Here is a 22,907-nt window from a genome sequence, read left to right on the forward strand (position 1 = left end):
CGGCACGGCTTCATCATGCAGGATCGACAGGCACCACATTCTCGCTTGGGTAACAGCCCAACACCTTCATCGAACGGGTGATTTCACCTAACTCTTTCAATGCTTTTTGCATTTCTGCTGATTCAAGGTTGGCCTGAATATCCAGATAAAACATCTCTTCCCACGGATTACCGTGAATCGGACGTGATTCCAGACGGGTCATGATCAGATTATGATTGCGCAGCACCAGCAGTGCTTCAACCAGTGCACCGGCTTGTTGTCCGGTGGCCATTAACAGCGTGGTTTTTGCCGGAACCTGGTCTGAAACGTTAATGGCTTTACGCGCCAGCACGACAAATCGGGTGAAGTTTTGTCGCTGATTTGCCTCAATGCGCTCCAACACCTGTAAGCCGTACAAAGTGCCGCCTGCCTCGCTCCCCAATGCAGCAACATGCGGTGATTTTGCCTGTGCAACCTTTTCCATCGCCGCGGACGTACTTTCGGTATATTCAATCTTCCAGTGCGGATAGCGATTAAGGAATTTACTGCATTGCTGGAATGGCTGCGGATGGCTGTAGACCGTGTTGATGGTGGATAAATCTGTAGTACCAGAAACCAGCAGGCAGTGGTCAATGGTCAGCGTCATCTCGCCAACAATCGATAAGCTGGTATGTTGCAGCAGATCGTAGACATCGTTAATGGCACCGGAGCTGGTATTTTCAATCGGTACGACGGCATAGTCGGCCTGACCTGTTTCCACCTGATTAAAAATATCAGCAAATTTGGCACAACCACTTTCAATAAATTGCTCGAAGTGACGGGCAGCATACTGACGGGCGGCAAGGTGTGAGTAGGAACCTTTCGGGCCAAGAAAAGCAATGCGGGCAGAGTGCGGATTAATTTTATTGAGATGCTGCTGGAGCAGTGCCTGCTGGGTCAATACGGAATCTTCAATGATAAGCTGGAACAGACGGGTAATGTAGTGCGCATCCAGATGGTGCGTTTTACCGAGTGTAATCAGTTTTTCCAGTAAATCGCGTTCACGATCGATATCACGTACCGGGCGATGAGAGAGCAGTTTGGCTTTTCCCACCTCGACAGCAAGTTCGCGCCGCTCTGCCAGTAGCGCCAGTAATTTTTCATCCAGCGAGCTGATTTTCTCACGCAGCGCCAGTAACGGGTTTTCCGATGTCATAGTGTTGCCTTTTTTGTTATCAATAAAAAAGGCCCCCCGGTTTGGGAGGCCTTATTGTTCGTCTTCGCATTCTGTTTCACACGACGAAACGCCTCCCATTCAGGGGAGGGTAAAAAAGAATGCGAAGAAGAACAGAGTGTGTTTCATATTTGTTTCCTTAAGCGACTTCAGTACAGTACCCGCACTGTTTTCACGCTGTCAACAAAAAACGCGCCCGAAGGCGCGTTGTAAAACCCACTGAATTCAATGTTTTCCCTTTGTTTTCAGTGGGTTTTGTTATTGGTGGGGGGGTACTGATTACCCTATAAAACCCACTTATGTGGATGAAATGTGGATGCCTCCTTTTAACGGATTAAGTGAAATTGCATCCTGGAGGAAATCAGGAGCGAGGTGCGCATAGGTCATAGTTTGCTGGATCGTGGCGTGCCCCATAATTCGCTGGAGCGTAAGTATATTTCCTCCATTAATCATAAAGTGAGCAGCAAAGGTATGGCGTAGAACATGTACAGCCTGTCCTTTTGGTAGGTCTGGCTTAACACTGCGAAGCACCTTGCGATATTCCTCATAATTGACGTCAAATAAAAGGCCGGATTTCTTTGTTTTGATCTCACTAACAACTTCATCAGAGACAGGAATAATTCGAACTTTTCCGTTTTTAGTTTTGTTAAACGTCACGCGATTATTGATGATGTGTTCCGCGCGCAGATTTTTCGCTTCTCCCCATCTCGCACCAGTACTGAGACAAAGTAGCGTAATCCGCCGGGCATCACCGCTTACTGCATCCAGTAATTTGGCGATTTCTTCCGTGGTGAGATACGTCATTTCGGGTGATTTTCGTTTCAAAGAGGGGAGGGCGCGGAGCGGATTTTCTCCGTGAAATTCCCCGGCATTTGCCAGGAGTGTAAACATTCCTCCGAGATCCGACTCATCACGCCGAACAGTAGACTCTTTTACTCCCAAAGATAAACGGGAGCTTCGATAAGCAGCCATGAAACGAGCATTAATCTGGCTAACCCTTGGATCATTCATTTCTTTGATGATTTTTTTCAACCTGGTTAGAACGCCGTTAGCATATGGCTTATTGCGTCCACCCAATTCCCACCATAACGGAAGCAGATCTGAGAGATGACGTTGCTCTGTTGGCTTTTCAAGCCATTCCTTATCGTGCATGTGGCTGAGAACATAACGCTCAAAGGCCACTGCATCTGCCTTTTTCTTAAAAATCCGCTGAATCCGACGTCCACTTCGGCCACGCGGTCTAACATCCACTTTATACCGTCCACCATCGAGTGCTTTAATTGCCATTGGCAAGCCCTCCGGTGAAACGAGGAAAGACATTTCCAGTTTGTAAAACGTAAGAATAATAAAGGGTTAACCAATTTTCCTTTCGGATGGGGGTAAATCCGTTGGCTCTTGCCCATAGTGTGCGAGAGCCGGAGCTATCTGCCCGGATTCAGGCGCAATTTTCCCAGTCATAAACCACAAGGCATATTTTTCGAACCGCGGGCAATTTAAGATTTTCATCATTACATCCCCTTTGGGTATGGATTCGCCAGTCTCATAACGCCATAGCGCGTTATGCGGAATACCTATTAACTCCGCAGCCTCATTGCGACTTGTAATGCGCTCACTTTCACGCATTAGTTTTAGTTTTTCACCAATCTCCAAAATCATATTGCATTCTCCAAATATGTAGTGCATTATGCAAACAATGAGTTGAACTATGGGGTAAATATCTCACCTATACCCCAAACAGGGAGATTATCACATGAATGAAGAACTATTGAGGGCATTGTTTAAGATCCCAGACCCCATCACCGTCGATGAATTTGCCCGCCGCACGGGCAAGACCGAATCAGCCGTAAGAAAGTTGGTGGAACGTCGGCTCATCCCTCTGGCCACTGAGCGTGAAGTTTTAGGCGAGGAAGGAAGTTCACGCCGCCTTCTCATCCTATGGAACGAGTGGCTCGAAATGGTCTATGACGCAACGAAACAGCTTCCTCCTGAGCGTAAAGATTGGCGCAACCACTGGCTTAATAAAGCCAAGAAGCTGGCGGAAGATTTGGGATTAGGCTTCCTTAATTTTGCTGCATGAGATGCAGGGAGTTTTGATATGAAACAGCAACGTAATTCACGCTTTCGTAATGGTGCTGAACGCCACGCTAACCGTTTCGCTACCAGTGCATCACGCAGCAACATCCGCTACAGCCTGAGTGATACACACGCAACGCCGGATGGCTACCCAGTAAAACAAATCGGCGAGCATGCCTGGCTGATTGAGAAAGCTGGAATCGTGGTTCACAAATGCCCACGCAATCCGTTTACCGGAAACCGCATTTTTGCATTGAGCTGCGGCGACAATCAGTTCGGGCAGGATTTCACATTATACGAAGCACTACGCACGGTTGATCGTCTGCTTCGCGGGCAAAGTTTTATTAAACAGGCTGATTTATAACAGGTGCTTTATGACCAAAGAGCATGCACAAGGTGTATTTATCCGTTTTATTGATTTTCGCGGTGAACTGTTATTACGCGCATCGGCTATTGATGCTGTAGTCCCGGCAGCAAAAGATGTGGCTACTTACCTTTATCTGAACGGCACGCGATTGTTTGTGGAACTTCCGTACCAGACCGTGCGCGAAATTATTAGCGAAGCTGAAAAAGCACGTCAGGTTAATGGCGATGAACCCTATATCGAAATTATCTGCATGGATTCAGAAGCTGAAATTCAAAAGGCAGATTAAAGGGCGTTGCGATGGATAAAGAATATAAAACTCTCGTCAATAAAGCACTTGAGCGCTTTCATTTTCGCATAAGCGCATCAGGCACTCATGCTGAACTCGCAGCCCGAGAGTCATTGACCAGGGCCATCAAGAGTATATACGACACAGCTTTTTACATTGACGACCCGGACGCGCTCGACGAGCTTTCCATACTCGTCTGCGCCGCAGAAAACGGGGACCATATTGAGCCATATAAACTGGGGAATATTGCATGAGTATATTTATCTCATGGCTTGTTCTGATTATTTCGGTGGCCTGCGCCATTGGGATTATGCGAATTATTCATTCAGTAAAAAAGATTGAACGCTTTTTCACTGACAAATAACAGATTAAACAAAACACCAGATTAAACCCGAAAACCTGAAAACTATCCGCATTCGCGGAGGTATTCGCACACGTAAATAACGGAGATATAAAATGAACGCAAAAGAAAAAAATATTATCAATACATTAAAAATAGTGTCAGCAGAGCAAGACAAGCTGTCCAGGGCAGCCCAGAAAGATAATCAACATATGGCAGCGCTTTACGCACTGACCATCGCAATAGCCACCTCTGAAGCAGCCAAAGTTATTGAGGAACAGAGCAAAGAAATCGACACTCTTAAAACACAGTCAACAGTTGCAACCATGAATCCGTCCAGCATTGGACGCTGCATTTATATTCTTGGTTCAGCAATGATGCTGCGATACACCATTATTGCCGAACTGCACGGCAAATACCTGATAACGCCTTACCACACAAAAGAGTCAGAGCTTCTGACAAATCTCCGCCTGATAGAACGCTCTCAAGCTGTATTCATTGATGACGCGCAACGTGCCGTATTTAACGCATAGGGTTACCGGACAAAGGGGGCGCAATGGCAATTAAGCATTTTCCCGTCGTTCGCTTTACCTCCAGAGGGCGCGAATACGAGGTCGACGAACGCCTGATTACCACTATCGACAAACATCGTTCGGAAAAGGATGCACACCACATCTACCTCACTGACGGCACTTATTTCTGCGCCACCAACGTGGCGCGGGTGAATCTTATCCGACAGGTACAGGAGCATCGTAAATGAGCAGAAGGCGAATCACACGCAGGCATCGCCGCACACACATGAATTCCTTACCGACGCTGAAAGAACTCATTCAGCACGAGATCGCTGATTTCTGCGCAACGCTGGGGTCGCCAGGCGAACCGGAAACGCCAGAAGCGATGCAGCGCGAACTCATGATGCGCATCGATAACGTTTTTGACTTTTTCCTGAATAACAAAAGAGAGCAATCAACATGAACAAAAAGACCTGGTTTCGCGCATACATGTGGGCGCTGGTATGCGTCCTCGTCTCTCTCATTCTGTATGCAGGACTACTCCCCCGAATGATTTCATCAGACAGCTCCTTCCTGGTATTGCTGGGCATTTTCATTGCCATGCTGTACCCGGCAGGCGTTGTTCGCCTTTTCAGTAAGTACATCAAGGAAATCAAACAATGAAGAAATTCAAACCCTTTCAGATTCTCCCGCTTTTTGCCGCCATCCTGCTGGTTGGCTGCGATCGCGTTGAGCCAGGTAATGTGGGCATCAAAGTCAACAAGCTGGGCGACGACAAAGGCGTTGGCGAAGTGGTTGGCGTTGGCCGCTACTGGACTGGCTGGAATACCGAGGTTTACATCTTCCCGACCTTCAAACAAATGAAGACCTACGATGAGCCGTTCAGCTTCCAGATGAGTGACGGCACAACCATCGGCTATCACATCGGTGTGGCCTACAAGGTTGATCCATCCAAAGTTACCACTGTGTTTCAGACCTACCGCAAAGGCGTGGATGACATTACCGACACCGACCTGCGCCAGAAGATCGCCGACGCACTCAACCGACTGGCCAGCAAAATGACCACCGATAAATTTATCGACGGTGGCAAGTCTGAACTGCTGGATTCAGCACTTAAAGACATTCAGGCAGAAATGACACCTATCGGCATTCAGGTAATGAGCCTCTCTTATGTGGGTAAGCCGGAATACCCGCCAACCGTTATCGACAGCATTAATGCCAAAGTCACGGCAAACCAGAAAACTCTGCAACGCGAGCAGGAAGTTAAGCAACGCGAAGCAGAAGCCAACATGCTGCGCGCAGAAGCTGCCGGACAGGCTGATGCCATTCGAACAAAAGCCCAGGCTGAAGCCGACGCCATTCGTTTACGCGGTGAAGCTCTGCGCCAGAATCCCGGCGTTATGGAGCTGGAAGCGATTAACAAATGGAACGGCACGCTACCGCAATACATGACCAGTAACACCGCTGTTCCGTTTGTTCCGGTGAAGTAATTCAACCCGGCCAGTGAAACCGCTGGCCGAAAATATAACGAATAAACAAAAAGCCAGAGGACAGAACATGCACAAAGCCTTTGAACGATGGATGCGCCAGCGTTACGGCAATCGCTATGACCTGACAAGGGATGTTGATGGCTACTACTGCCGCGAAATTGTGAAACGAATGTTTGAAGTGTGGTGTCACGCTCGCGGCCTGTACGCCGTGTAATCCGTGTCACTGTCAGAAGCTTAACCCATGTATACACAAAAAAACCGCTTGCCATGCCGCAATCAGTCAGGTTACATTTCCGCTGCACCTCATAAAACGGGTGCCGGGTTTCGCAGCCTGCTGACAACCAAAGCGCACAACCGCGCCAGCGGTTTTTTTGTGCGTACTGTATTGCCACGTCTTTTTCGCACACGAATTATGGCGGGGCGTACGGGGCCGACTTCGGTCGGGCCGGGTTCTTTGGTTGCCGGTACTGCGAACCCCGTACGTCTCGCCACCCACAGTTTCGCAGCTCTGGATGGTGAGTTTTCAAAACTTACAACCAAAGAGGCCACTCCATGGCAAACCGCAAACAGCTCCGCGCTATCGCGGAGCGTCGTCACATCCAGACTGAAATCAACCGCAGACTTTCCCGCGCATTCCGCGTCGCTAAAATCATGCACATCAATATGCTGCATGAGCGTAGCTGCGAACTTTCAAACCTCTACTCATCCGCTGTTTTCAGTTATCTGGCGGATGATCTGCGCGAGCTTCAGCAGCTCATCCAGCAGCAAAACAAACTCCATTAATTCCTGTTCCGGGCCTTTCCTGCACCTTGCGGCGGGAGGCCTTCGCACATCTGTAACAAGAGGATTGCCGCAATGATTCTCGCCAACGACTTTCTTGAATACCTGCTCAACACAGAGCGTGATCTTGCCGTTCGCGTACGTGAACGTTATGACATGTACCTGAAATCCCTGCCTGTACCGCAGCTCGCTGACGGAAAGATTGTTATTGATGGTCGCTACATGATTGACAGCCACGAGGGAAATTACAGGCTTTACCGCATTGAAGGTGGCACCCCGTCCGTTATTGGCATTTACCAGCGCCCATCCTCTGCAATCGTCGATGTGATTGCCGACAGCATCCGCATCACACATCGCCATGCCGACACAGAAGACACCGTGCTGGAAATTCAGCGGCTGGCTGCCGTCTGCCGCGACACCCTGAATGGCATGACGAAGTAAATCACTATGACGACAGAGTTCATCAGGGACTGGCAACAACCGCGCCACGCAGTAGGGCGTGAAGGAACGGGGATCCCCGCACCTGAATCCGCGCTTTCCTCCTGGCTGGATGCCTACCGGGCAGAGAACGAGCGCCGCCAGGAAATGGCTGATGCGGCGTTCTCCGCCACGCCGCTGGGCAACCTGATTAATAAAAGCCTGGACGCACAGGAAAAACAGGACAAAACCATCACACTGGCAGGAGACGCCAGAAAACAGGCACGCGGCGCGGTGGATGAAGCCATGGCCTCGCTCCGCCTGCTGCCGTCCTATCTGCGCGATCCGCTTATTCGCCACCTCTCCTTCCTGCGCAAAAAACAGGAAGCTGATCGCCGGAAAGGCAAAAAGAGCTGGCAGGCTGAACGCTACGCGCGCGGAACCCTGCGCAAAATATTCGAACGTCTGGATCGCACCGACCACCGCTGGCTGACACCGGGTTATCGCTCCCTTGCCGGACGCGAACACCTGGATGATTTGCTTTACCTGCCGCAGCTCAACAAACACCAGATACAGACGCTGGCCGCCATGACGGCGGCGATGTTCAGCAGCACCTTCGAAAAACTCTGCGATGGCTTTGGCGCGACCGATGGCGAGCTGACCATGGATGTAACCCTGAAGGCGTATCAGATGCTGGCCCGCATGGCGTTACACCTGCACGCCATGCCTCCACATTATGACGCACTGACAACAGACAAAGACCGGAGGAACGAACCGGACACGGAGCTGCTGCCGGGCGCAATCCTTCGCCTGACCTGTGCAGAATGGTGGAAACGCAAACTGTGGCTGTTACGTTGCGAGTGGCGGGAAGAACAACTCCGCGCCGCCTGTCTGGTTTCCAGAAAAACATCTCCCTATCTGAGCCAGGACGCGTTAAGCGAGTTTCGCGCACAGCGCGAGAAAACACGCGATTTCCTGAAAAGTTTCATGCTGGAAAACGAAGACGGGTTCACGATTGATCTCGAGACAGTGTATTACGCGGGAGTAAGTAACCCGGTTCACCGTAAGGCAGAAATGATGGCCACCATGAAGGGGCTGGAGCTTCTGGCCGAAGCCCGTGGCGACAAAGCGGTGTTTCTGACTGTCACCTGCCCGTCAAAATACCACGCCACAACAGAGAACGGTCATCCGAATCCCAAATGGAACGGGGCCACCATGCGCGACTCCAGCGATTACCTGGTTAACACGTTTTTTGCGGCGGTCCGCAAGAAACTGAACCGCGACGGCCTGCGCTGGTATGGCATCCGCACGGTGGAGCCTCACCATGACGGCACCGTGCACTGGCATATGATGGTCTTTGCTCATCCGGAAGAAATCGACACCATTGTGTCCCACACCCGCGATATTGCCATTCAGGAAGATCGTCACGAGCTGGGTGATGATATTACCCCACGCTTTAAGGCGGAGCACGTCGACGGCTCAAAAGGCACACCGACCAGCTACATCGCCACCTACATCGGGAAAAACCTGGACAGCCGTGCCGTGGATGGCATCGACCCGAAAACGGGCAAGCCACGCGTTGACCACGAAACAGGTAAATCAATGGCCGAGAGCGTGGAGCGCGCCATCGGCTGGGCGCGCCTTCACCGGGTCCGCCAGTTCCAGTTCTTTGGCATTCCCTCCCGTCAGGTGTGGCGTGAACTCCGCCGCCTTGCCAGCCAGATGGCACGCAACCCGGAAGGCCCGCAACGGCTGAAGGATGACGCAATGGATGCGGTTCTTGCTGCCGCTGATGCCGGGTGTTTTGCCACCTACATTGAAAAACAGGGCGGCGTACTTGTTCCACGCAAAGACTACCTGATTCGCACCGCCTACGACCTCGCCGATGAGCTGAACGATTACGGCGAACAGAGTGTACAGATTTACGGGATCTGGTCGCCACTCATCGGGGAATCCTCCCGTGTGTGCACGCATCAGGATAACTGGAAGCTGGTAAGACGCAAACCGGAAGCGAAAGACAGCGCCCGCGAAAATGGTTTTGACCTTCAGGGCGGCCCTGCCGCCCCTTGGACTCGTGGCAATAACTGTCCCCGTGTACAGGAAACGGACAACAACGGGACAGAACAGCCGGAAGAACGGCCAGCACCGTGGCCGCAGCTTCCTGACGGCGTTGAAGTAAATGAATGGATGCGCTCACTGAAACGGCACGAACGCCGGGCGCTGATGCGTTCGCTTCGTGACAAACAGGCAAAAAACAGCAGCGATGAAATGCAGAACTGGACACAGAGCCGCAAACAGCCACAGCCTTTGCCTGATAACCACGAGTTACTCGCTAAAGAATGGCGGGAGTCTGCTGAATCTCTCGGCCTGCATATCGGTGAACAGCAGATGCAGCACCTGTTACGGGGCGGCAGCCTGTACGTTGACGGCAGCATCATTGCACCGCAGGGATTTGAAATTGTACGCAAACCGGATACCCGCCCGGACAGCCGAATCACGCAGCTCTGGCAGCGCCTGAGCCGCAATCACGGCGTAAGCAGCACGGAGATCCGTCATAACCCGGTCGCCAGCTATCTGGAACAGCTGGGGGCATCAGACCCCGAAGCCGCCGCACGCCTGGCATCCACACTTCAGCAAGACCAGAACACCATGAAAACACCCGTTACCGTGCTTTCTGACATGCTGCGCGCCATCCGTGACGCAGAGCACGCACAGAGAATCAGTGAAACCACTGAACGCGCCCGCCGCAAAGCAAACCTGCTGCGGGGTGGCCTGACCAGTGGAAACAAAAAACAGACAAAAACGGGATTTACAAATCCCGTAAATGAGCAAAAAACGCGCCGCGATATATGAAGCGCGCACAAAACAGGCGAAAGCGGGATTTCAGAATCCCGTAAACGGTTAATTAACCAACATAAGGAAAATCGACATGAAAATTTGTATCGACGACGGCTCCACCAACATCAAGCTGGCATGGACTGAGAACGGCGAACGCCGCAACGCCATCAGCCCGAACAGCTTCAAGTCGGAATGGTCTGCGCCGTTCGGTGGCACGCAGCCCGCAAACTACATGCTTGATGGCGTGCGCTATGGTTTTGATCCGGTCAGCGATCGCTTTGTCCAGACGACCGACACGCAATACCAGTACAGCGATGTGAATGTCATTGCCATTCATCACGCGCTGGTCAAATCAGGTATCACACCACAGGAAGTGGATGTGGTTGTCACCCTGCCACTGAGCGAGTATTTCGACACAAACGCCCAGCCGGATATGACCAACATCAACCGCAAAAAAGCGAACGTTATGCGCCCGGTGGAGTATCAGAACAGTGAGGCATTCACTATCCGCAACGTACGGGTTATGCCTGAATCCATTCCGGCTGGCTTTAAGGCACTGGCTGACATGAGTCAGTTTGAATCCCTGCTGATTGTGGATTTGGGCGGAACCACGCTGGATGTGGCAAAGGTTCAGGGACAACTGGCAGGTATCAGCCAGGTGTTTTGCGATCCACACGTAGGCGTTTCTCTGATGGCCGATGCCGTGCTGTCGGTGATGGCCACCAACGGTATGCGTACCAGTCACCACATCGCTAATACCATTATCGAACATCGCCACGATGAAGCCTGGCTGCGCCAGCACATCCACAATAACGCACATTACGCCAGCCTGATGGCAGTTATTCGTGAAAAGGAGGAAACACTGAAACAACGCGTGATCCGCGCGCTGGCGGGTTTTTCGGGTTACGGGCGGGTGATGGTTGTAGGTGGAGGAGCGGAGATTGTGGCACCCGCTATCCGCGAAGCCTGCGGAGTTAATGCGACTTTCATCGCGGACGGGGTGCCACAGTTTGCTCTGGTTAATGGGCTGTACGCAATGGACAAGGAGTAAATCAATGACGACACCAACCAGACGGATAAGTTTCTATCTGAAGCCCGCCGTCGTCAAGAGCGAACGGGAGGCGTGCAGTTACCTCGACAGCCTGCCAGCCTCCGAACGCAGCCGCGCACAACGCGCGGCTTTTCTGGCTGGACTGGCTCTTATAAAACGCACCCCCGCGTTGGCGTATTCGCTGGCAGAATGGTCAGAAGACGAAATACGGATGCCACCGCTACCAGTACAGCCTGAAAAACCTGCGCAACCAGCAGCAGACAGCGCCTCCCATATGCAGCAGGTGAAAAAGAATATTCAGGCGTTTTTCCCGAAGTGAAAACAGGAGTAACTATGTCCACCATTACCAAAGAATGGTTACAACGTAAAATCACAGAGTTTAAATCGTGGCGCGAAGACATCCCGTTCGGTCTTGATGAAGACGATCACAATATGTTAATCGCACTGGAAATCGCACTTGCATCACTGGAAGCAGAGCCAGTGGCATGGATGCACGCAAATAATCCTATTGGAATACCGGCGATAACAAGAAGTAAAGATGTTGCAGACAGCTGGCGCTCTAAGGGATGGAATGTATTGCCTCTTTATTCACTGACCCGCTCCATCAATTTATGCCATTAATGGAAGTAATCATGATGAAAGATAATTCCGGAAGCCAGCGTGCATCAGTTGCAGTTATGGTAATGATTAAATTTGTGAAACAGTACACCGGAAAGCCAATCTCGCTCCGGCAATTAAGCAAAGAAACCGTTTCACTGTCATATCTGGAGCAAATATTCAGATATTTACGGGAAAGTAGCCTGGTAAAAGCCACACGCGGCCCGGGTGGTGGATATATCCCAACAAAAGAAAATTACAGTGTTGGTGATATTGTCCGGGCAATGAAATGTTCCGGATTATATACACAGCACGTTATTCTGGCTGCACTGGATAATATTTCTTTAACCAGCCTGCAGGAAGACACAAATTATCAGTTGTCTGCCATTGAATAAGAAAACCCGGAACGGGTGCGCAAATTCTTTGTGCGCCCGTTCCGGGTTGGACAAGCGAAGCGCGTCAGCTATCCGGCCTGCAACAACTCCAGCGCCATCTGTTTTTCTTCCGGGCGCATTCGTTCAATCAACAGCTTTAACACGCCATTCTCCAGCCCGCTGGGCACCAGTGTGTGCGAGTAGGTCAGGTTCATCACCCAGGTGTGCCCACACTCGAGACGGGTGCAACGGTAATAAACATCTGCAAAGCGATCATCTTTCCAGAAGGTCTTCTCAATCACTGCGCGTTCACCACAGCAAAAACATCGCGCTTTTTGTCTGCGCATTTTCCACCTCCCGGAGCAGCGTTTTCCTGCTGCTGATTTTACCTGCTCTTTTCGCATGTCGCACATCACTCCGGGGGCTCATCAAATTCAAGAATAAATTTCACCTCCCCCAGTCGCCTGATATCCGGGTCACTGTTGATTCCCTCCATGATCAGGCGGCGCATCGGAATAACCTCGTCCCTGTAATATGCCTCGCGGGATTTCAGTGGGTCACCAAGCCCGGCCGTATTTGCGGGAATGATGCCGGCAAGTCCGGGTGGGAAACGGTGCGCAACGAGCTGATCCTGGGCACTGATGGTTTTTATATTCAGGAACTCATCTTTTGTACCTGAATCCCCGATAGGGATCACCTTAACGCCTTCTTTGTCTCCGCCCGGTATATTGATAAACATGGATTTAAAATTGCCCGCCCCTTTTGACGCCTCTATCTTTTTACGGAATTCCGCCTCGAGCTCGGGATCCATGTCCGGGTCAGTGGAATACAGGATATAACCAAGATGTGCGCCGTTCTTGTAATACTTGCGGCGAAAGCGGGTGGCATCCACATTCAGCATGGCGGATTCCATCCCGTGAATATAATCCGGGACACCGTAAACCTGCTGTTGTGGGTCATAAATGGCCACGAACACCACTTCGCCTGGCTGATAAACGAGATCTTCCAGTGCTGCCTGCACAATCACCGTGCCCCCCTCGTTGTTACGCCGCAGGTACAGAGAAGGTAACGTATGCAGGCGCACCACTCGACCGAAGCCATTGCGCACTTTAAGCAACCCCATATCCCCGAATATCAGCAGATTGGTTACTGCTGCCGCCATGGCGGCGTGTGTCATACCACCACCACCCCGAAAACCCTGCATGATCATATTGACGCGCGCACGCAATACCGCGCCGTGATACGGTGCGATATTGGACAACATGGCGAGATCCATGCGCTCAATTGGCGGCGTGTACCAGCCGTTATAGCCATCCCAGAGCGAGCCGTAATAACAGCCCCATGCAGCGACCGGCTCCGGGTCACCAAATTCAATAAACGTCATTTTGCTGGCTGTTTTTTTTGCCACGCCATCGTGTAACACGGGGTATTTTTTCTTTTTACTCATCTGACAGGATCCATGTTGATTTGCGCTTGTGCTTATAGTTCAGGGGTTCATTACTTGCGGCATGAGCTATGGCAAAGAAGATGTCAGCGTGCCCGGTTTCTTCGCTACGTTCGGCGGTAAAAGTAACTTTATTGCCACTGTTGGTGGATTCCTGACGAATGGCCAGGAACGATGCCGGAATATCCGTAGCTTCCTCATCCCACTCAATACGGTTGGCGTAAATCAGATCCAGCATCTTCATCACCAGGCGGTTTTTGGATTCCACGCTGTAATGAATGGCCACTGTTTCACGGCGGGCAAATCCCTGAACCAGCTCAAAGACACCGTAGCCAAGACCGGTGACGTCAATGCCGATAAACGTCATGTTATAGCGTGCCTTAATGCTGCGGATACGCTCTGCCATAAACTGGAATGACATGCTGCGCCAGTGGTGTTTTTCCAGCACGCGGAATCGTTCTGCCGCAACCAGCGGCGGTGCCAGCACAACAAATGTGGCGTTATCGCCGGAGCGCGCAGGGTCAAAGCCGCCCCAAACCTCACGGTTACCAAATGGCATGGGCTCTTCCGGGTGAAAATCCTCCCACGTACTGACATCAACACCACAACGCACAAGATCATCGAATTTAAAGACGCTCTCTTTGTCATCCACAAACACACACATAAACAGCATATTGAACGCTGTTTCGTTGTATCGCTCGCGCAGTTCGTTGATGTCAGCAAGGTTAAAGCCGCCGGCAATGGCATCTTCCAGCGTAACCACATAGCGCCACTGACCATCCGGACATTCACGCCCACCATCGCGCAGCTCATCAAAGGACGGAAACTCAACCCCTTTTCGTTTCGGATCGCCTTTGCGCCATTCATCGCCAGACCAGAACGGGTAACCCTGGTGTGTTTTGGATGACGGCGTGGAGAAATAGGTAATGCGCCAGTGTTTATGGGTGGCCATCCCTGATGCCACTTCATTGAGACGGCGAAAACCGGGGATCCACAGGTATTCATCAATATACAGGTGGCCGCTGTTTGACTGCGCTGTGTTACTGTTGGTCGCCAGAAAATACAGTTCAGCCAGATTACTTAACTTAACCGGATTGCCTTTAATGGGAATGCCAAACTCTGTTTGTGCAATTTTTACAATATAAGTACGGAACACTTCGGCCTGACGTTTTGATGCCGATAAAAATATCTGTGTGTCGCCGGTTAATACTGCATCTTCAAATGCCTCAAACGCGAAGTAATACGTCGCCCCAATCTGGCGGGATTTAAGCAGGTTGCGTACACGGCGGAATTTGTTTTCACGCAGATGCAACTGATAAGCAAACAACTTTTTCGTAAACGGCTCAAAACTTTCAGCAGTCAGTCCGGAAACGTCATTAGTTTTGCGGGGACGCTCTTTCTTACCTGCACCTTTTTCTCCGCGTTCTTCTTTTCCATAACGGCCAGGCTGGGGGATGTCCACTCCCATTCGCGCAATCTCAGCCATTCGTTCCGTGTGCTTGTTTCTGACCGACATTAGTTTGACGTGATGACCAATCAGGCGGTCGAGTTCATCGTGTTCTTCCGGCGTTTTATGGTCACGCTCCGCCAGTACAGCGAGACGCCGGGCGATAACATCCTCCACACCTTCCGTATTGAGCTGCGTGTACCACTCAAACTTTGTCGCCCAGTAATAAACAATTCGCGGGCTGTTCAGTCCGAGTTTCTTTTGTATTTCTTTTGGTGTGTGCCTTTTCAGATAGAGCGATTTTGCAGCAGCAATCACCTCATCAGAATACGCCATAAATAAACCTCACCTGCTGATGCAATTTTAATTTATGCATTTTCAGCAAAGGCTTTTTTAAAAACGAATATCGCTTTTCGGTATTTTTCGGATATATGCGCATATCCGAAAGTACCGGAAATTAATCAGATGACGACGTTTTCATTTCTCCGTTAAATAACGCCAGTTTAATTTTTATCAGCGGATTAATTCAGATGACGAAGCAGAAAACAGACTGGGTTGTGGTTGCCACATCAGGCCCCACCATCGACGGTCGGGAAATTGAACCGAAGTGGCTGACGGATGCCGCCGAGGTTTACAACCCGGACGAGCGAGCCGCCATGCTCTGGCCATATCACGCCGATTCCGGATGGCGTGCCTTCACCAATAACTACGGCATTGTTGATGCCCTGAAAGTCGAAAAATTTGGTGAAAAGGTGCAGCTTAAAGCACGCCTGATCCCAAATCGCTTCCTGATTGAAGCCAATAAGGCCGGGCAGAAACTTTTTACCTCCATTGAAGTGCGGGAAAACTATCTGGGCACGGGCAAATTCTTTGTGTCCGGTATCGCCGTGACGGATACCCCAGCCAGCATTAACACTACACGCCTGCAGTTTTCCATGGGGGAAGCCATCCATATGGGCAACGCAGAGGCGCTGAATTTTACGCTGCAGCCTGATGATGAGCAGGCCAAACGCAACTTCTTCTCCCGCTTCTTCTCATCTGACAATCACCAACAGGGAATTTACCAAGCCATGAACGAAGAACAGTTCAGCCAGTTAATGGGTGCCATTAATAAAACCAGTGAACGCCTGGACGAGCTGGAAAAAAACGTCGCGCAGTTCAGCGCGAAGGATGCCTCGAAAGATACCGGTGATAACAAGCCGGAAGGCAGCACCGGCGTTCAGGGGCAGGACAACGCAGAACAGAACAACAAGGACGACAAAACCTTCACGCTGACCACCGAGCAGGGCGAAAAGCTGTTCTCCACAGTGAACGCCATCGCGGAGAAGGTTACCAGTATGGAAACCGCATTTGCTGAACTCAGCAAGGACGCCACGAAGCTGCCGGGCAACAATCCGGCCGGTGGCGAAACTTTTAACCTGGTGTAACCGGAGAGAACGCAATGAACATGACACCAGAAGCACAAAAGCTGGTTAATCAGTACATCAGCGAACTGCAAAAAACATTCAGTGACTGCGGGAAATCAAGCGATCGTTTCTTTTCGCTGACCGAGCCACGCAGTATTGCTCTGCGTAAAGCCCTGCTGGAAAGCACGGAGTTTCTGAGTTTCATCACCTGCATGGACGTTCCGCACCCGCAGGGGCAGGTCGTCGCCGTGGGCGAATCCACACTGCGCACCGGTCGCGTGAAAAGCGGTCGTTTCGCTAAAGGTTCGGGCATCAAAGGCAACGAATTTAAACTCGTTGAAACTGATTCCTGCTGCGTGATCACCTGGGAACAACTCGCCATCTGGGCGAATGCCGGCAGCCCGCAGGAATTTTTCAACCTGATGAACTCCGCCGCCGTCACCAACTTTGCGCTGGATATGCTGCGCATTGGCTTTAACGGTAAAACAGCAGCGGAAAACTCTGACCCGGAAAGTCACCCGAACGGCGAAGACGTCAACATCGGCTGGCATGAAATCGCCAAAAAGTGGGGAGAACAGCCCGGCAATACCTCCCGTATTCTGACAGACGCCGTTACCCTGGGCGAAGGCGGCGATTATGTCGGTCTTGATGCCATGGCCTCAGACCTGATCCGCACTTACATCCCGGCACAGTATCACAACGACCCACGACTTACCGTACTGGTCGGCGCAGACCTTGTGGCTGCTGAAGAACTACGCCTCTACAACAAAGAGGATAAGCCTACCGAAAAAGTGGCCGCACAGTTGCTGACAAAGAACATTGCAGGCCGCAAGGCCATCATTCCGCCGTTTATGCCGGGCAAACGTATGGTGGTGACCATGCTGCCAAACCTGCAGATCCTGACGCTGAAAGGCTCCCGCCGCCGCAAGGCAGAAGATGTGGGCGATCGCAAACAGTTCGAAAACTCATACTGGCGTTACGAGGGGTACGCCCTGGGCGATCCGGATTTATATGCTGCCGTAGATGAGTCTGCGGTCACCATCGCCTGATAAACGGAGCGCACGGTATGCCAACGCCAATGCAGCGACAACGTGCCCGACAGATGGATGAGCGCCGTGCGGCGCTCATGACCAGAACGGACGGGAGCGCCATCAGCACAGAGAGTCAGCACATTAAGCTGCTGGCACTGGATAACGACATCAGACAACTGCACAACATGGAGCTGCTGTCTGACAAGCTGGAATTCAAACGGAACACGCTGCTGCCCCGCTGGCTGCCACACGCACAGGCTTATCTGGAGGGGGAACGCGTCTATCAGAATCCCATTCTGGTGTACTGCATCATCTGGCTGTTCGATACCGGGCAGTTTGAGATGGCGCTGCGGTGGGCTGACATTGCCATTGAGCAGGGGCAAAAGACGCCGGAGAACTTCAAAAGCGAGCTGCCAACGTTTGTGGCCCATTTCATTCTTGAATGGGCAGAAACCGAAGCTGAACGTGGGAACAGTATCGCGCCATATTTTCAGCAGGTGTTTGAAAAAATCCGTGACAAATGGCGCGTGAATGAACGCCTTGCTGCCCGCTACTGGCGCTTTGCAGGCGTCCTGCTGCTGCGCGGCGATGACGGTAAACCGCTGGCCAGTGCAATTAACGATCCGGAGAGACTGCAACAGGCCGACCAGTGTCTGGAACGGGCTGCCTGGCTGCATCCAAAAATTCAGGTGAAAACCCTGCGCCAGCGCATTGCCGCAAGACTGCGCGCGTTGCAGGGCACGTAAACGACTCCCAACAACCGGGCGGGCGCGGTGGAGGTGTGCCGGCAAAAGCCATCAGCACACTGCGGAAACCGGTCAGCCCGCCTTTCCCCGGAGTGAGCATGTTTGACGGGAAAAGCATTCACTATCAGCAGGCCATTATTCAGAACGATGGATTCTGGCCGGATATTGATGCCGGCGATTTTGAAAAGAGCCGCAGCATCCCCGCCGTCACGTCACACGAAACGGTGCTGACGGCACTGCTTTGCGCGGTAACAGAGATTAACACTGAACTGGCTGCACGCCGTGAATACTGGCAGGAACAGGGCCACATCCGGGCCGCCGATATTCCGGGTTACACCGTGTTGCAACCAGAGCCGCGCAATACGGATGCACAACCTGAACGGATGCAGAACCACATTACAGCACTGTACACCAAGGCTGTGTATGCCCGCGCAAAGGCCGATCTTTTGCCGGAATCTGCCAGCGTGGGGCGGCGCGAGGCGCAGCCATCATCAGAAGCCAGCGAAAGCCGCCGGACGTTGCTGGCTGAAGCGGCCATGGCGGTGCGGGCGCTGCTGGGCCGACCGCGTGCATCCATCGCGCTGATTGATTAAGGAAATGGTATGACGCAACTCGCCAGCCTGACGGCATTCATTGAAAACAATCTGCCGGCACGCGCACGCATTCCGTTCACCAGTGACATGGACGACATCACGCTCGTTCCGTTTACGAAGTCGCTGGGGCACGGGCAGTTATGTACGCAGGTCCGAAAATATACGGCTTTTCTGCGATGGGACGCATGGCCCTATCGTCAGCTCAATCCGGATTTGGTGTTTTCTCTGGTTGAAGCCTGGCTGGCAGACAACGGCGGCGACCTGCGCCAGCGCCTGGCACCGGATGCGCCAGCCGTTGACGTCGAAGTGGATGATGAAAATGAAGTGGCATGGCTGGAAATCAGTCTGCCGCTGGTTGATCCCATCACCCTGGTTGAGGACGAAAACGGCCCCATCCCCAGAGGCGGGAAACGTTACCAGCTGGAAAAGCCTGAAATCTGGGTGGCTCAGGCGCATCAGCTTCACTGTCAGGTGATGCCATGACGCGCCCAGTGATTAACGAGTCACAACTCCGGCAGGTTCGTCGCGCCATCAGAGAGGCAGAACTTCCGCCGGCAAAGGCCAGAAAGCTGCTGGTTCGCATTGCGAAATACGGCCTGATACCGGCTGCACGACGCAATGTGAAAGCACAGCGAACACCGGAGGGGGCAGCCTGGGCACCACGAAAAAGACCGGATAAAGCCAGCGGCAGGTATAAAAACAAAATGCTGCTGGGACTGCCGAAACTGCTGGCCATCAGGGTTGACGGCAGCGGGAAAAGTGTCCGCCTTTTCTTCAAAAAAGGGGCTTACAACACCGGCTCTCATGGTGGGGCGGTCGCGTGGGTGCAACAGCACGGCGCAACCATCAAAGGCCGCGCCACAAAGCGCCGGGACAGCGAAGCCATGCGCACCCGTCCCGCCACACGACGGCAGGCAGAACGCCTTCTTTCTCTGGGCTTTCGCGCCCCCGTCGGCGCAGTCAGCAAAAAGACCGGGCGCAGGGGGCGCAGAAAACCTTCCCTGAAATGGATTATGGAAAACATGAGTATGGCGCAGGCCGGACTGGTGATCAGCATTCTGAAAGGCGAGCAGAAAAAACGTGTATGGGAAATCAAAATCCCCTCCCGCGCATTTCTGGGAGCCAGCGATGCTGAATTTGCCCGCATTCTGGAAGCGCAGCTGCGTAGCCTGCATTACGGCGGCACGAGATAACAAAATCAGGAGACAAACCATGACATGGCCATCTGTCACGATTGAACAGTACAACACATTCAGCAGTTCACCGGACGGCGTGGAAAATACGCTGCTGTTTGTGGGCAATGCACAAAACAACAAAGGTGAGGTTCTGCCGGTTAATGCCAACAGCGATCTGGATGAGCTACTGGGAAAGAACGCCAGCCCGCTGAAGAACTTCCTTCAGTCTGCACTGACCAATGCCGGACAGAATGCCTTTTTCTATGTTGCCGTTCTGCCGGAAGCCGGCAAAGGCAAAGAAGCAACGCCAGCCTGCCAGGTATGGCAGAACGCCATACTGGCGGCTCAGGAAACTGTTTCAGTTGAAGGCGTGGTGATCACCGAGCCGGTCAGCACGAAGGATGACATCAACGCCATACAGGCGTTACGTCAGACCATCATCAATAAATATCAGCGCCGCATCTGGTTCATCCTGACCATCGCCGCCAACGACAACAGTAAAACCTGGGCGGAATACGTTGCCGAACTGACCGCACTACAGAAAGGCATTGCAGCCCCGCAGGTCATGCTGGTTCCGGAGATTTTTGGATTTGAACCGGGCGTTCTTGCCGGTCGCCTGTGTAACAGCGCCGTCACCATTGCTGACAGTCCGGCACGTGTGGCAACCGGGCCCCTGTCCGCACTGAAAACCACAGAACGCCCGAAAGACAGCACAGGGCAGGCAATTGATCTCGACACTCTGCAGGCGCTGGCAACCGCCCGCTACAGCGTGCCCATGTGGTATGCCGACTATGACGGCCTTTACTGGGCTGACGGTGTAACACTTGAGGTGGAAGGCGGGGACTACAACGTCATTGAGCATGTCCGCATTGCTGATAAGGTGGCGCGCCGCGTGCGGCTGATGGCCATCCCCAAGATTGCCGACCGCTCGCTGAACAGCACGCCGGGCAGCATTGCCGCACATGAAACGCTGTTTGCCCGCCCACTGCGTGCCATGGCGAAATCCATGCAAATTAACGGCATCACGTTTCCGGGCGAAGTGAAATCGCCCCGGAAAGGCGACGTGGTTATCACCTGGCAGGACGAAAAGACGGTCAGCATCAGCATTGTCGTCCGCCCTTACGCCTGCCCTAAAACCATCAAAGTGGGCATTCAGCTGGATAAATCTCTGGAGGAAAACGCATGACGACCCGCATTAACGGCATGGCGTTTGACACTTTTATCGGTGGAACGGATATCCATGTGAAAAGCATCTCACTGGACATCAGCGATGAAAGCGCCGTTGCCAAAACCCGTGGCATCCCTGACGGCAAACTGCGCGGCCCTGTCAGTGCCGAAGGTGAAATCGAAATGAGTACCCGCAGCTTTAACCAGCTCGGGGAAGTGGCTGCTCAGGAGGGATCGTGGCGTGACCTGCCGCCAATGGATTTTGTGTTTTACGCCAACACGGGAACCGAAGAAATCCGCGTTGAAGCCTTCGGTTGTGAGCTGATGCTTTCCGGCCTGTTAAGCATTGACACCGAGAGCGCAGATCTGACCACGCACAAAATCAAGTACGTGGTGGCAAGCCCTGACTTTGTGCGTATCAACGGCGTGCCCGTTCTCTCAGAGAACGACGTGCGCGGACTGATGGGGTGAACCATGCAGGAGCATGAGCGCACCATTATCACTCTGGGTATTCTGGGCGGAATCGCTGCCGCAAGTCGGGTGCTGGCTGGCGCAGAGCCGATTACGTTGCGGTTGTTTGTGGGCCGAACCCTGCTGGGGAGCGCGCTGGGTGTTTCTGCCGCTGCCCTGCTGGTTCGCTACCCGAACCTTGACCCACTGGCCATTGCCGGCGCAGGCACCGCAATGGGCGTTGCCGGTTACCAGATTGTTGAAATCTTCCTGCGTCATATGCGCCGGAAGCTGGGCGAGAAAGAGAACAAAGAGGAGTAACAGCAATGCTGTCCCGCAGGGAACAAAAAGCTGCCGCCATTGCCTGGAAAATTATCCGGGCACTGTGGTACTGGCTGCGCAAACCTCAGCAACCTCATAAGGAGTAAAAATGAAACTCTCCGATAAGCAACAACAATTTACCGTCATGATCGGAAAACTCATCCAGTTTGCCCATCAGCGCGGTTATGGCCTGACGTTCGGTGAGGCGTACCGCACGCCAGAACAGGCAAAACTCAACGCACAAAAGGGATCCGGCATTGCCAACAGCCTGCACTGCCAGCGGCTGGCCGTGGATTTTAATCTGTTTATTAACGGTGAATATCAGACCCGCACAGAGGCCTACCGTGAGCTGGGCGAGTACTGGGAATCCCTTGGTGGCGCATGGGGCGGTCGTTTTAAAAACCGACCGGATGGCAATCATTTCAGCCTTGAGCACGACGGCGTGCGCTGATTTTACGCTTAATAAGCCTTCCTGCAGGCTTATTAAGCCCTCTTATTCTTGACTTTAAAAGGAAATGATGATGAACGATAAAAACACACAGACTACCGCAGAGAACACCATCACTTTACAGGTCGGCGAGCATGAACTGACGTTTATCCCGACCGTAAAAGCCTACAACGACCTGCAGAACGACTTCATGCCGGATAACAAAATCGCGCCGCTGAAAAACTACCTGCGCCGTATCGTGATTAAAGAGCACCGCGATCTGCTGAACCAGTTGCTGGAAAAACCAGGAATGCCGGCCAGCCTGGCAACAGCCGTGAATAACGAGTTTGTGCCGGAAGTGGAAATCACCGTAAAAAAATAAA

35 protein-coding genes, 2 pseudogenes and 1 other annotated feature are annotated in these 22,907 nt (G+C 52.3%); of the genes and pseudogenes, 30 read left to right on the forward strand and 7 right to left on the reverse strand.

What is annotated here, in order from left to right:
• Positions 1 to 13: 13 nt before the first annotated feature.
• The 4 genes from pheA to BEA93_RS18570 form a co-directional block, all read right to left on the reverse strand.
• Entirely contained in the window at positions 14 to 1,174 is a 1,161-nt protein-coding gene (pheA, locus tag BEA93_RS18555; protein WP_016262446.1) for a bifunctional chorismate mutase/prephenate dehydratase, read from the reverse strand.
• A 22-nt stretch (positions 1,175 to 1,196) separates the two neighbouring features.
• Positions 1,197 to 1,322: a sequence feature (Phe leader region), on the reverse strand.
• The gene (gene pheL / locus BEA93_RS18560; RefSeq protein ID WP_105224894.1) at positions 1,274 to 1,321 is read right to left on the reverse strand and encodes a pheA operon leader peptide PheL; all 48 of its coding nucleotides are present in this window, start codon (positions 1,319 to 1,321) and stop codon (positions 1,274 to 1,276) included. (Overlaps the previous feature by 48 nt.)
• A 167-nt stretch (positions 1,323 to 1,489) precedes the next feature.
• Positions 1,490 to 2,479 (reverse strand): phage integrase, encoded by a 990-nt coding sequence (locus tag BEA93_RS18565; RefSeq protein WP_000974887.1) that lies wholly within the window; start codon positions 2,477 to 2,479, stop codon positions 1,490 to 1,492.
• 66 nt (positions 2,480 to 2,545) lie between these two features.
• Positions 2,546 to 2,848, reverse strand: coding sequence for a helix-turn-helix domain-containing protein (locus BEA93_RS18570; protein ID WP_029392135.1), 303 nt, complete (start codon positions 2,846 to 2,848; stop codon positions 2,546 to 2,548).
• A gap of 94 nt (positions 2,849 to 2,942) precedes the next feature.
• Between BEA93_RS18570 and BEA93_RS18575 the strand changes: the two genes are divergently transcribed.
• The 19 genes and pseudogenes from BEA93_RS18575 (at position 2,943) to BEA93_RS18660 (ending at position 12,338) form a co-directional block, all read left to right on the forward strand.
• Positions 2,943 to 3,269 carry a Cox family DNA-binding protein gene (locus tag BEA93_RS18575; protein WP_001001391.1) on the forward strand — a complete coding sequence of 109 codons (327 nt, stop codon included), beginning with the start codon at positions 2,943 to 2,945 and terminating at the stop codon, positions 3,267 to 3,269.
• An 18-nt stretch (positions 3,270 to 3,287) separates the two neighbouring features.
• A complete protein-coding gene (locus BEA93_RS18580; protein WP_000813365.1) occupies positions 3,288 to 3,629 on the forward strand; it encodes a DUF4761 family protein in 342 nt (113 codons plus the stop codon).
• 10 nt (positions 3,630 to 3,639) lie between these two features.
• Positions 3,640 to 3,918, forward strand: a complete 279-nt coding sequence (locus BEA93_RS18585) for a hypothetical protein (RefSeq protein ID WP_001560992.1) — start codon at positions 3,640 to 3,642, stop codon at positions 3,916 to 3,918.
• Between the two features lie 11 nt (positions 3,919 to 3,929).
• A complete protein-coding gene (locus tag BEA93_RS18590; RefSeq protein ID WP_029392134.1) occupies positions 3,930 to 4,172 on the forward strand; it encodes a DUF4754 family protein in 243 nt (80 codons plus the stop codon).
• Positions 4,169 to 4,282: a hypothetical protein gene (locus tag BEA93_RS25100; RefSeq protein WP_000021655.1), complete on the forward strand. Its 114-nt coding sequence runs from the start codon at positions 4,169 to 4,171 to the stop codon at positions 4,280 to 4,282. Before BEA93_RS18590 ends, BEA93_RS25100 begins: the two co-directional genes overlap by 4 nt.
• A gap of 92 nt (positions 4,283 to 4,374) precedes the next feature.
• Complete coding sequence (locus BEA93_RS18595) at positions 4,375 to 4,791, forward strand: hypothetical protein (protein ID WP_105224882.1); 417 nt, start codon at positions 4,375 to 4,377, stop codon at positions 4,789 to 4,791.
• 23 nt (positions 4,792 to 4,814) lie between these two features.
• Entirely contained in the window at positions 4,815 to 5,018 is a 204-nt protein-coding gene (locus BEA93_RS18600; RefSeq protein WP_000985154.1) for a hypothetical protein, read from the forward strand.
• Positions 5,019 to 5,089: 71 nt separating this feature from the next.
• Positions 5,090 to 5,233 (forward strand): annotated as a pseudogene (locus tag BEA93_RS18605) (hypothetical protein); the annotation flags it as partial.
• Complete coding sequence (locus BEA93_RS18610; RefSeq protein ID WP_001036813.1) at positions 5,230 to 5,433, forward strand: hypothetical protein; 204 nt, start codon at positions 5,230 to 5,232, stop codon at positions 5,431 to 5,433. The pseudogene BEA93_RS18605 and the gene BEA93_RS18610, both read left to right, overlap by 4 nt.
• On the forward strand, positions 5,430 to 6,260 hold the full coding sequence (locus tag BEA93_RS18615; protein WP_000713810.1) for an SPFH domain-containing protein: 831 nt from the start codon (positions 5,430 to 5,432) through the stop codon (positions 6,258 to 6,260). The genes BEA93_RS18610 and BEA93_RS18615 overlap by 4 nt, the downstream gene beginning before the upstream one ends.
• Positions 6,261 to 6,327: 67 nt before the next feature.
• On the forward strand, positions 6,328 to 6,474 hold the full coding sequence (locus BEA93_RS18620; RefSeq protein ID WP_000548496.1) for a hypothetical protein: 147 nt from the start codon (positions 6,328 to 6,330) through the stop codon (positions 6,472 to 6,474).
• Positions 6,475 to 6,501: 27 nt separating this feature from the next.
• Positions 6,502 to 6,765, forward strand: a pseudogene (locus BEA93_RS25780) (ash family protein); the annotation flags it as partial.
• A gap of 47 nt (positions 6,766 to 6,812) precedes the next feature.
• Complete coding sequence (locus BEA93_RS25785; protein WP_105224883.1) at positions 6,813 to 7,043, forward strand: derepression protein; 231 nt, start codon at positions 6,813 to 6,815, stop codon at positions 7,041 to 7,043.
• Positions 7,044 to 7,115: 72 nt separating this feature from the next.
• Positions 7,116 to 7,481, forward strand: a complete 366-nt coding sequence (locus BEA93_RS18635; RefSeq protein ID WP_012906211.1) for a hypothetical protein — start codon at positions 7,116 to 7,118, stop codon at positions 7,479 to 7,481.
• A gap of 6 nt (positions 7,482 to 7,487) precedes the next feature.
• Positions 7,488 to 10,310, forward strand: a complete 2,823-nt coding sequence (locus tag BEA93_RS18640) for a replication endonuclease (protein ID WP_123057419.1) — start codon at positions 7,488 to 7,490, stop codon at positions 10,308 to 10,310.
• Positions 10,311 to 10,386: 76 nt separating this feature from the next.
• Positions 10,387 to 11,346: a plasmid segregation protein ParM gene (locus tag BEA93_RS18645; RefSeq protein WP_089552824.1), complete on the forward strand. Its 960-nt coding sequence runs from the start codon at positions 10,387 to 10,389 to the stop codon at positions 11,344 to 11,346.
• Positions 11,347 to 11,350: 4 nt separating this feature from the next.
• Positions 11,351 to 11,665, forward strand: a complete 315-nt coding sequence (locus BEA93_RS18650) for a plasmid partitioning/stability family protein (protein WP_105224884.1) — start codon at positions 11,351 to 11,353, stop codon at positions 11,663 to 11,665.
• Between the two features lie 14 nt (positions 11,666 to 11,679).
• Positions 11,680 to 11,967: a hypothetical protein gene (locus BEA93_RS18655; RefSeq protein ID WP_000104418.1), complete on the forward strand. Its 288-nt coding sequence runs from the start codon at positions 11,680 to 11,682 to the stop codon at positions 11,965 to 11,967.
• A gap of 11 nt (positions 11,968 to 11,978) precedes the next feature.
• On the forward strand, positions 11,979 to 12,338 hold the full coding sequence (locus tag BEA93_RS18660) for an RrF2 family transcriptional regulator (protein ID WP_000974052.1): 360 nt from the start codon (positions 11,979 to 11,981) through the stop codon (positions 12,336 to 12,338).
• A gap of 68 nt (positions 12,339 to 12,406) precedes the next feature.
• On the opposite strand, the gene BEA93_RS18665 is transcribed toward BEA93_RS18660, so the two are convergent.
• The 3 genes from BEA93_RS18665 to BEA93_RS18675 form a co-directional block, all read right to left on the reverse strand.
• Complete coding sequence (locus tag BEA93_RS18665; RefSeq protein WP_001254197.1) at positions 12,407 to 12,664, reverse strand: ogr/Delta-like zinc finger family protein; 258 nt, start codon at positions 12,662 to 12,664, stop codon at positions 12,407 to 12,409.
• Between the two features lie 65 nt (positions 12,665 to 12,729).
• Positions 12,730 to 13,764 (reverse strand): phage portal protein, encoded by a 1,035-nt coding sequence (locus BEA93_RS18670; RefSeq protein ID WP_105224885.1) that lies wholly within the window; start codon positions 13,762 to 13,764, stop codon positions 12,730 to 12,732.
• The gene (locus tag BEA93_RS18675) at positions 13,757 to 15,544 is read right to left on the reverse strand and encodes a terminase large subunit domain-containing protein (protein WP_105224886.1); all 1,788 of its coding nucleotides are present in this window, start codon (positions 15,542 to 15,544) and stop codon (positions 13,757 to 13,759) included. The genes BEA93_RS18670 and BEA93_RS18675 overlap by 8 nt, the downstream gene beginning before the upstream one ends.
• Positions 15,545 to 15,738: 194 nt before the next feature.
• Here BEA93_RS18675 and BEA93_RS18680 point away from each other — a divergent pair, with 194 nt between their 5' ends.
• From BEA93_RS18680 to BEA93_RS18730, 11 genes are all read left to right on the forward strand, one after another.
• Positions 15,739 to 16,635 (forward strand): GPO family capsid scaffolding protein, encoded by an 897-nt coding sequence (locus BEA93_RS18680; RefSeq protein WP_105224887.1) that lies wholly within the window; start codon positions 15,739 to 15,741, stop codon positions 16,633 to 16,635.
• Between the two features lie 14 nt (positions 16,636 to 16,649).
• Positions 16,650 to 17,663, forward strand: a complete 1,014-nt coding sequence (locus tag BEA93_RS18685) for a phage major capsid protein, P2 family (protein ID WP_105224888.1) — start codon at positions 16,650 to 16,652, stop codon at positions 17,661 to 17,663.
• 17 nt (positions 17,664 to 17,680) lie between these two features.
• Positions 17,681 to 18,391: a phage terminase small subunit gene (gpM, locus tag BEA93_RS18690; protein ID WP_053893967.1), complete on the forward strand. Its 711-nt coding sequence runs from the start codon at positions 17,681 to 17,683 to the stop codon at positions 18,389 to 18,391.
• Positions 18,392 to 18,489: 98 nt separating this feature from the next.
• Positions 18,490 to 18,984, forward strand: coding sequence for a head completion/stabilization protein (locus tag BEA93_RS18695; protein WP_000459490.1), 495 nt, complete (start codon positions 18,490 to 18,492; stop codon positions 18,982 to 18,984).
• Between the two features lie 9 nt (positions 18,985 to 18,993).
• On the forward strand, positions 18,994 to 19,467 hold the full coding sequence (locus tag BEA93_RS18700) for a phage tail protein (protein ID WP_000192587.1): 474 nt from the start codon (positions 18,994 to 18,996) through the stop codon (positions 19,465 to 19,467).
• A complete protein-coding gene (locus BEA93_RS18705) occupies positions 19,464 to 20,177 on the forward strand; it encodes a phage virion morphogenesis protein (RefSeq protein ID WP_032218666.1) in 714 nt (237 codons plus the stop codon). The genes BEA93_RS18700 and BEA93_RS18705 overlap by 4 nt, the downstream gene beginning before the upstream one ends.
• Positions 20,178 to 20,196: 19 nt before the next feature.
• The gene (locus BEA93_RS18710) at positions 20,197 to 21,345 is read left to right on the forward strand and encodes a DUF2586 domain-containing protein (protein ID WP_032218667.1); all 1,149 of its coding nucleotides are present in this window, start codon (positions 20,197 to 20,199) and stop codon (positions 21,343 to 21,345) included.
• Positions 21,342 to 21,797: a phage protein gene (locus BEA93_RS18715; protein WP_105224889.1), complete on the forward strand. Its 456-nt coding sequence runs from the start codon at positions 21,342 to 21,344 to the stop codon at positions 21,795 to 21,797. The genes BEA93_RS18710 and BEA93_RS18715 overlap by 4 nt, the downstream gene beginning before the upstream one ends.
• Positions 21,798 to 21,800: 3 nt before the next feature.
• Positions 21,801 to 22,097 carry a phage holin family protein gene (locus BEA93_RS18720; protein ID WP_001155241.1) on the forward strand — a complete coding sequence of 99 codons (297 nt, stop codon included), beginning with the start codon at positions 21,801 to 21,803 and terminating at the stop codon, positions 22,095 to 22,097.
• Positions 22,098 to 22,206: 109 nt separating this feature from the next.
• Positions 22,207 to 22,548, forward strand: a complete 342-nt coding sequence (locus BEA93_RS18725) for a M15 family metallopeptidase (RefSeq protein ID WP_000777017.1) — start codon at positions 22,207 to 22,209, stop codon at positions 22,546 to 22,548.
• Positions 22,549 to 22,618: 70 nt separating this feature from the next.
• Complete coding sequence (locus BEA93_RS18730) at positions 22,619 to 22,906, forward strand: putative phage tail assembly chaperone (protein ID WP_000998379.1); 288 nt, start codon at positions 22,619 to 22,621, stop codon at positions 22,904 to 22,906.
• Position 22,907 lies beyond the last annotated feature (1 nt).

The sequence above is a fragment of the Escherichia sp. MOD1-EC5950 genome (assembly GCF_002965345.1).
GTDB lineage: Bacteria > Pseudomonadota > Gammaproteobacteria > Enterobacterales > Enterobacteriaceae > Escherichia > Escherichia marmotae.

Coding starts and splice junctions, on each gene's coding strand:
- pheA (WP_016262446.1), bottom strand. CDS start 1,174: ATGACATCGGAAAACCCGTTACTGGCGCTGCGTGAGAAAATCAGCTCG.
- BEA93_RS18565 (WP_000974887.1), bottom strand. CDS start 2,479: ATGGCAATTAAAGCACTCGATGGTGGACGGTATAAAGTGGATGTTAGA.
- BEA93_RS18570 (WP_029392135.1), bottom strand. CDS start 2,848: ATGATTTTGGAGATTGGTGAAAAACTAAAACTAATGCGTGAAAGTGAG.
- BEA93_RS18575 (WP_001001391.1), top strand. CDS start 2,943: ATGAATGAAGAACTATTGAGGGCATTGTTTAAGATCCCAGACCCCATC.
- BEA93_RS18580 (WP_000813365.1), top strand. CDS start 3,288: ATGAAACAGCAACGTAATTCACGCTTTCGTAATGGTGCTGAACGCCAC.
- BEA93_RS18585 (WP_001560992.1), top strand. CDS start 3,640: ATGACCAAAGAGCATGCACAAGGTGTATTTATCCGTTTTATTGATTTT.
- BEA93_RS18590 (WP_029392134.1), top strand. CDS start 3,930: ATGGATAAAGAATATAAAACTCTCGTCAATAAAGCACTTGAGCGCTTT.
- BEA93_RS25100 (WP_000021655.1), top strand. CDS start 4,169: ATGAGTATATTTATCTCATGGCTTGTTCTGATTATTTCGGTGGCCTGC.
- BEA93_RS18595 (WP_105224882.1), top strand. CDS start 4,375: ATGAACGCAAAAGAAAAAAATATTATCAATACATTAAAAATAGTGTCA.
- BEA93_RS18600 (WP_000985154.1), top strand. CDS start 4,815: ATGGCAATTAAGCATTTTCCCGTCGTTCGCTTTACCTCCAGAGGGCGC.
- BEA93_RS18610 (WP_001036813.1), top strand. CDS start 5,230: ATGAACAAAAAGACCTGGTTTCGCGCATACATGTGGGCGCTGGTATGC.
- BEA93_RS18615 (WP_000713810.1), top strand. CDS start 5,430: ATGAAGAAATTCAAACCCTTTCAGATTCTCCCGCTTTTTGCCGCCATC.
- BEA93_RS18620 (WP_000548496.1), top strand. CDS start 6,328: ATGCACAAAGCCTTTGAACGATGGATGCGCCAGCGTTACGGCAATCGC.
- BEA93_RS25785 (WP_105224883.1), top strand. CDS start 6,813: ATGGCAAACCGCAAACAGCTCCGCGCTATCGCGGAGCGTCGTCACATC.
- BEA93_RS18635 (WP_012906211.1), top strand. CDS start 7,116: ATGATTCTCGCCAACGACTTTCTTGAATACCTGCTCAACACAGAGCGT.
- BEA93_RS18640 (WP_123057419.1), top strand. CDS start 7,488: ATGACGACAGAGTTCATCAGGGACTGGCAACAACCGCGCCACGCAGTA.
- BEA93_RS18645 (WP_089552824.1), top strand. CDS start 10,387: ATGAAAATTTGTATCGACGACGGCTCCACCAACATCAAGCTGGCATGG.
- BEA93_RS18650 (WP_105224884.1), top strand. CDS start 11,351: ATGACGACACCAACCAGACGGATAAGTTTCTATCTGAAGCCCGCCGTC.
- BEA93_RS18655 (WP_000104418.1), top strand. CDS start 11,680: ATGTCCACCATTACCAAAGAATGGTTACAACGTAAAATCACAGAGTTT.
- BEA93_RS18660 (WP_000974052.1), top strand. CDS start 11,979: ATGATGAAAGATAATTCCGGAAGCCAGCGTGCATCAGTTGCAGTTATG.
- BEA93_RS18665 (WP_001254197.1), bottom strand. CDS start 12,664: ATGCGCAGACAAAAAGCGCGATGTTTTTGCTGTGGTGAACGCGCAGTG.
- BEA93_RS18670 (WP_105224885.1), bottom strand. CDS start 13,764: ATGAGTAAAAAGAAAAAATACCCCGTGTTACACGATGGCGTGGCAAAA.
- BEA93_RS18675 (WP_105224886.1), bottom strand. CDS start 15,544: ATGGCGTATTCTGATGAGGTGATTGCTGCTGCAAAATCGCTCTATCTG.
- BEA93_RS18680 (WP_105224887.1), top strand. CDS start 15,739: ATGACGAAGCAGAAAACAGACTGGGTTGTGGTTGCCACATCAGGCCCC.
- BEA93_RS18685 (WP_105224888.1), top strand. CDS start 16,650: ATGAACATGACACCAGAAGCACAAAAGCTGGTTAATCAGTACATCAGC.
- gpM (WP_053893967.1), top strand. CDS start 17,681: ATGCCAACGCCAATGCAGCGACAACGTGCCCGACAGATGGATGAGCGC.
- BEA93_RS18695 (WP_000459490.1), top strand. CDS start 18,490: ATGTTTGACGGGAAAAGCATTCACTATCAGCAGGCCATTATTCAGAAC.
- BEA93_RS18700 (WP_000192587.1), top strand. CDS start 18,994: ATGACGCAACTCGCCAGCCTGACGGCATTCATTGAAAACAATCTGCCG.
- BEA93_RS18705 (WP_032218666.1), top strand. CDS start 19,464: ATGACGCGCCCAGTGATTAACGAGTCACAACTCCGGCAGGTTCGTCGC.
- BEA93_RS18710 (WP_032218667.1), top strand. CDS start 20,197: ATGACATGGCCATCTGTCACGATTGAACAGTACAACACATTCAGCAGT.
- BEA93_RS18715 (WP_105224889.1), top strand. CDS start 21,342: ATGACGACCCGCATTAACGGCATGGCGTTTGACACTTTTATCGGTGGA.
- BEA93_RS18720 (WP_001155241.1), top strand. CDS start 21,801: ATGCAGGAGCATGAGCGCACCATTATCACTCTGGGTATTCTGGGCGGA.
- BEA93_RS18725 (WP_000777017.1), top strand. CDS start 22,207: ATGAAACTCTCCGATAAGCAACAACAATTTACCGTCATGATCGGAAAA.
- BEA93_RS18730 (WP_000998379.1), top strand. CDS start 22,619: ATGAACGATAAAAACACACAGACTACCGCAGAGAACACCATCACTTTA.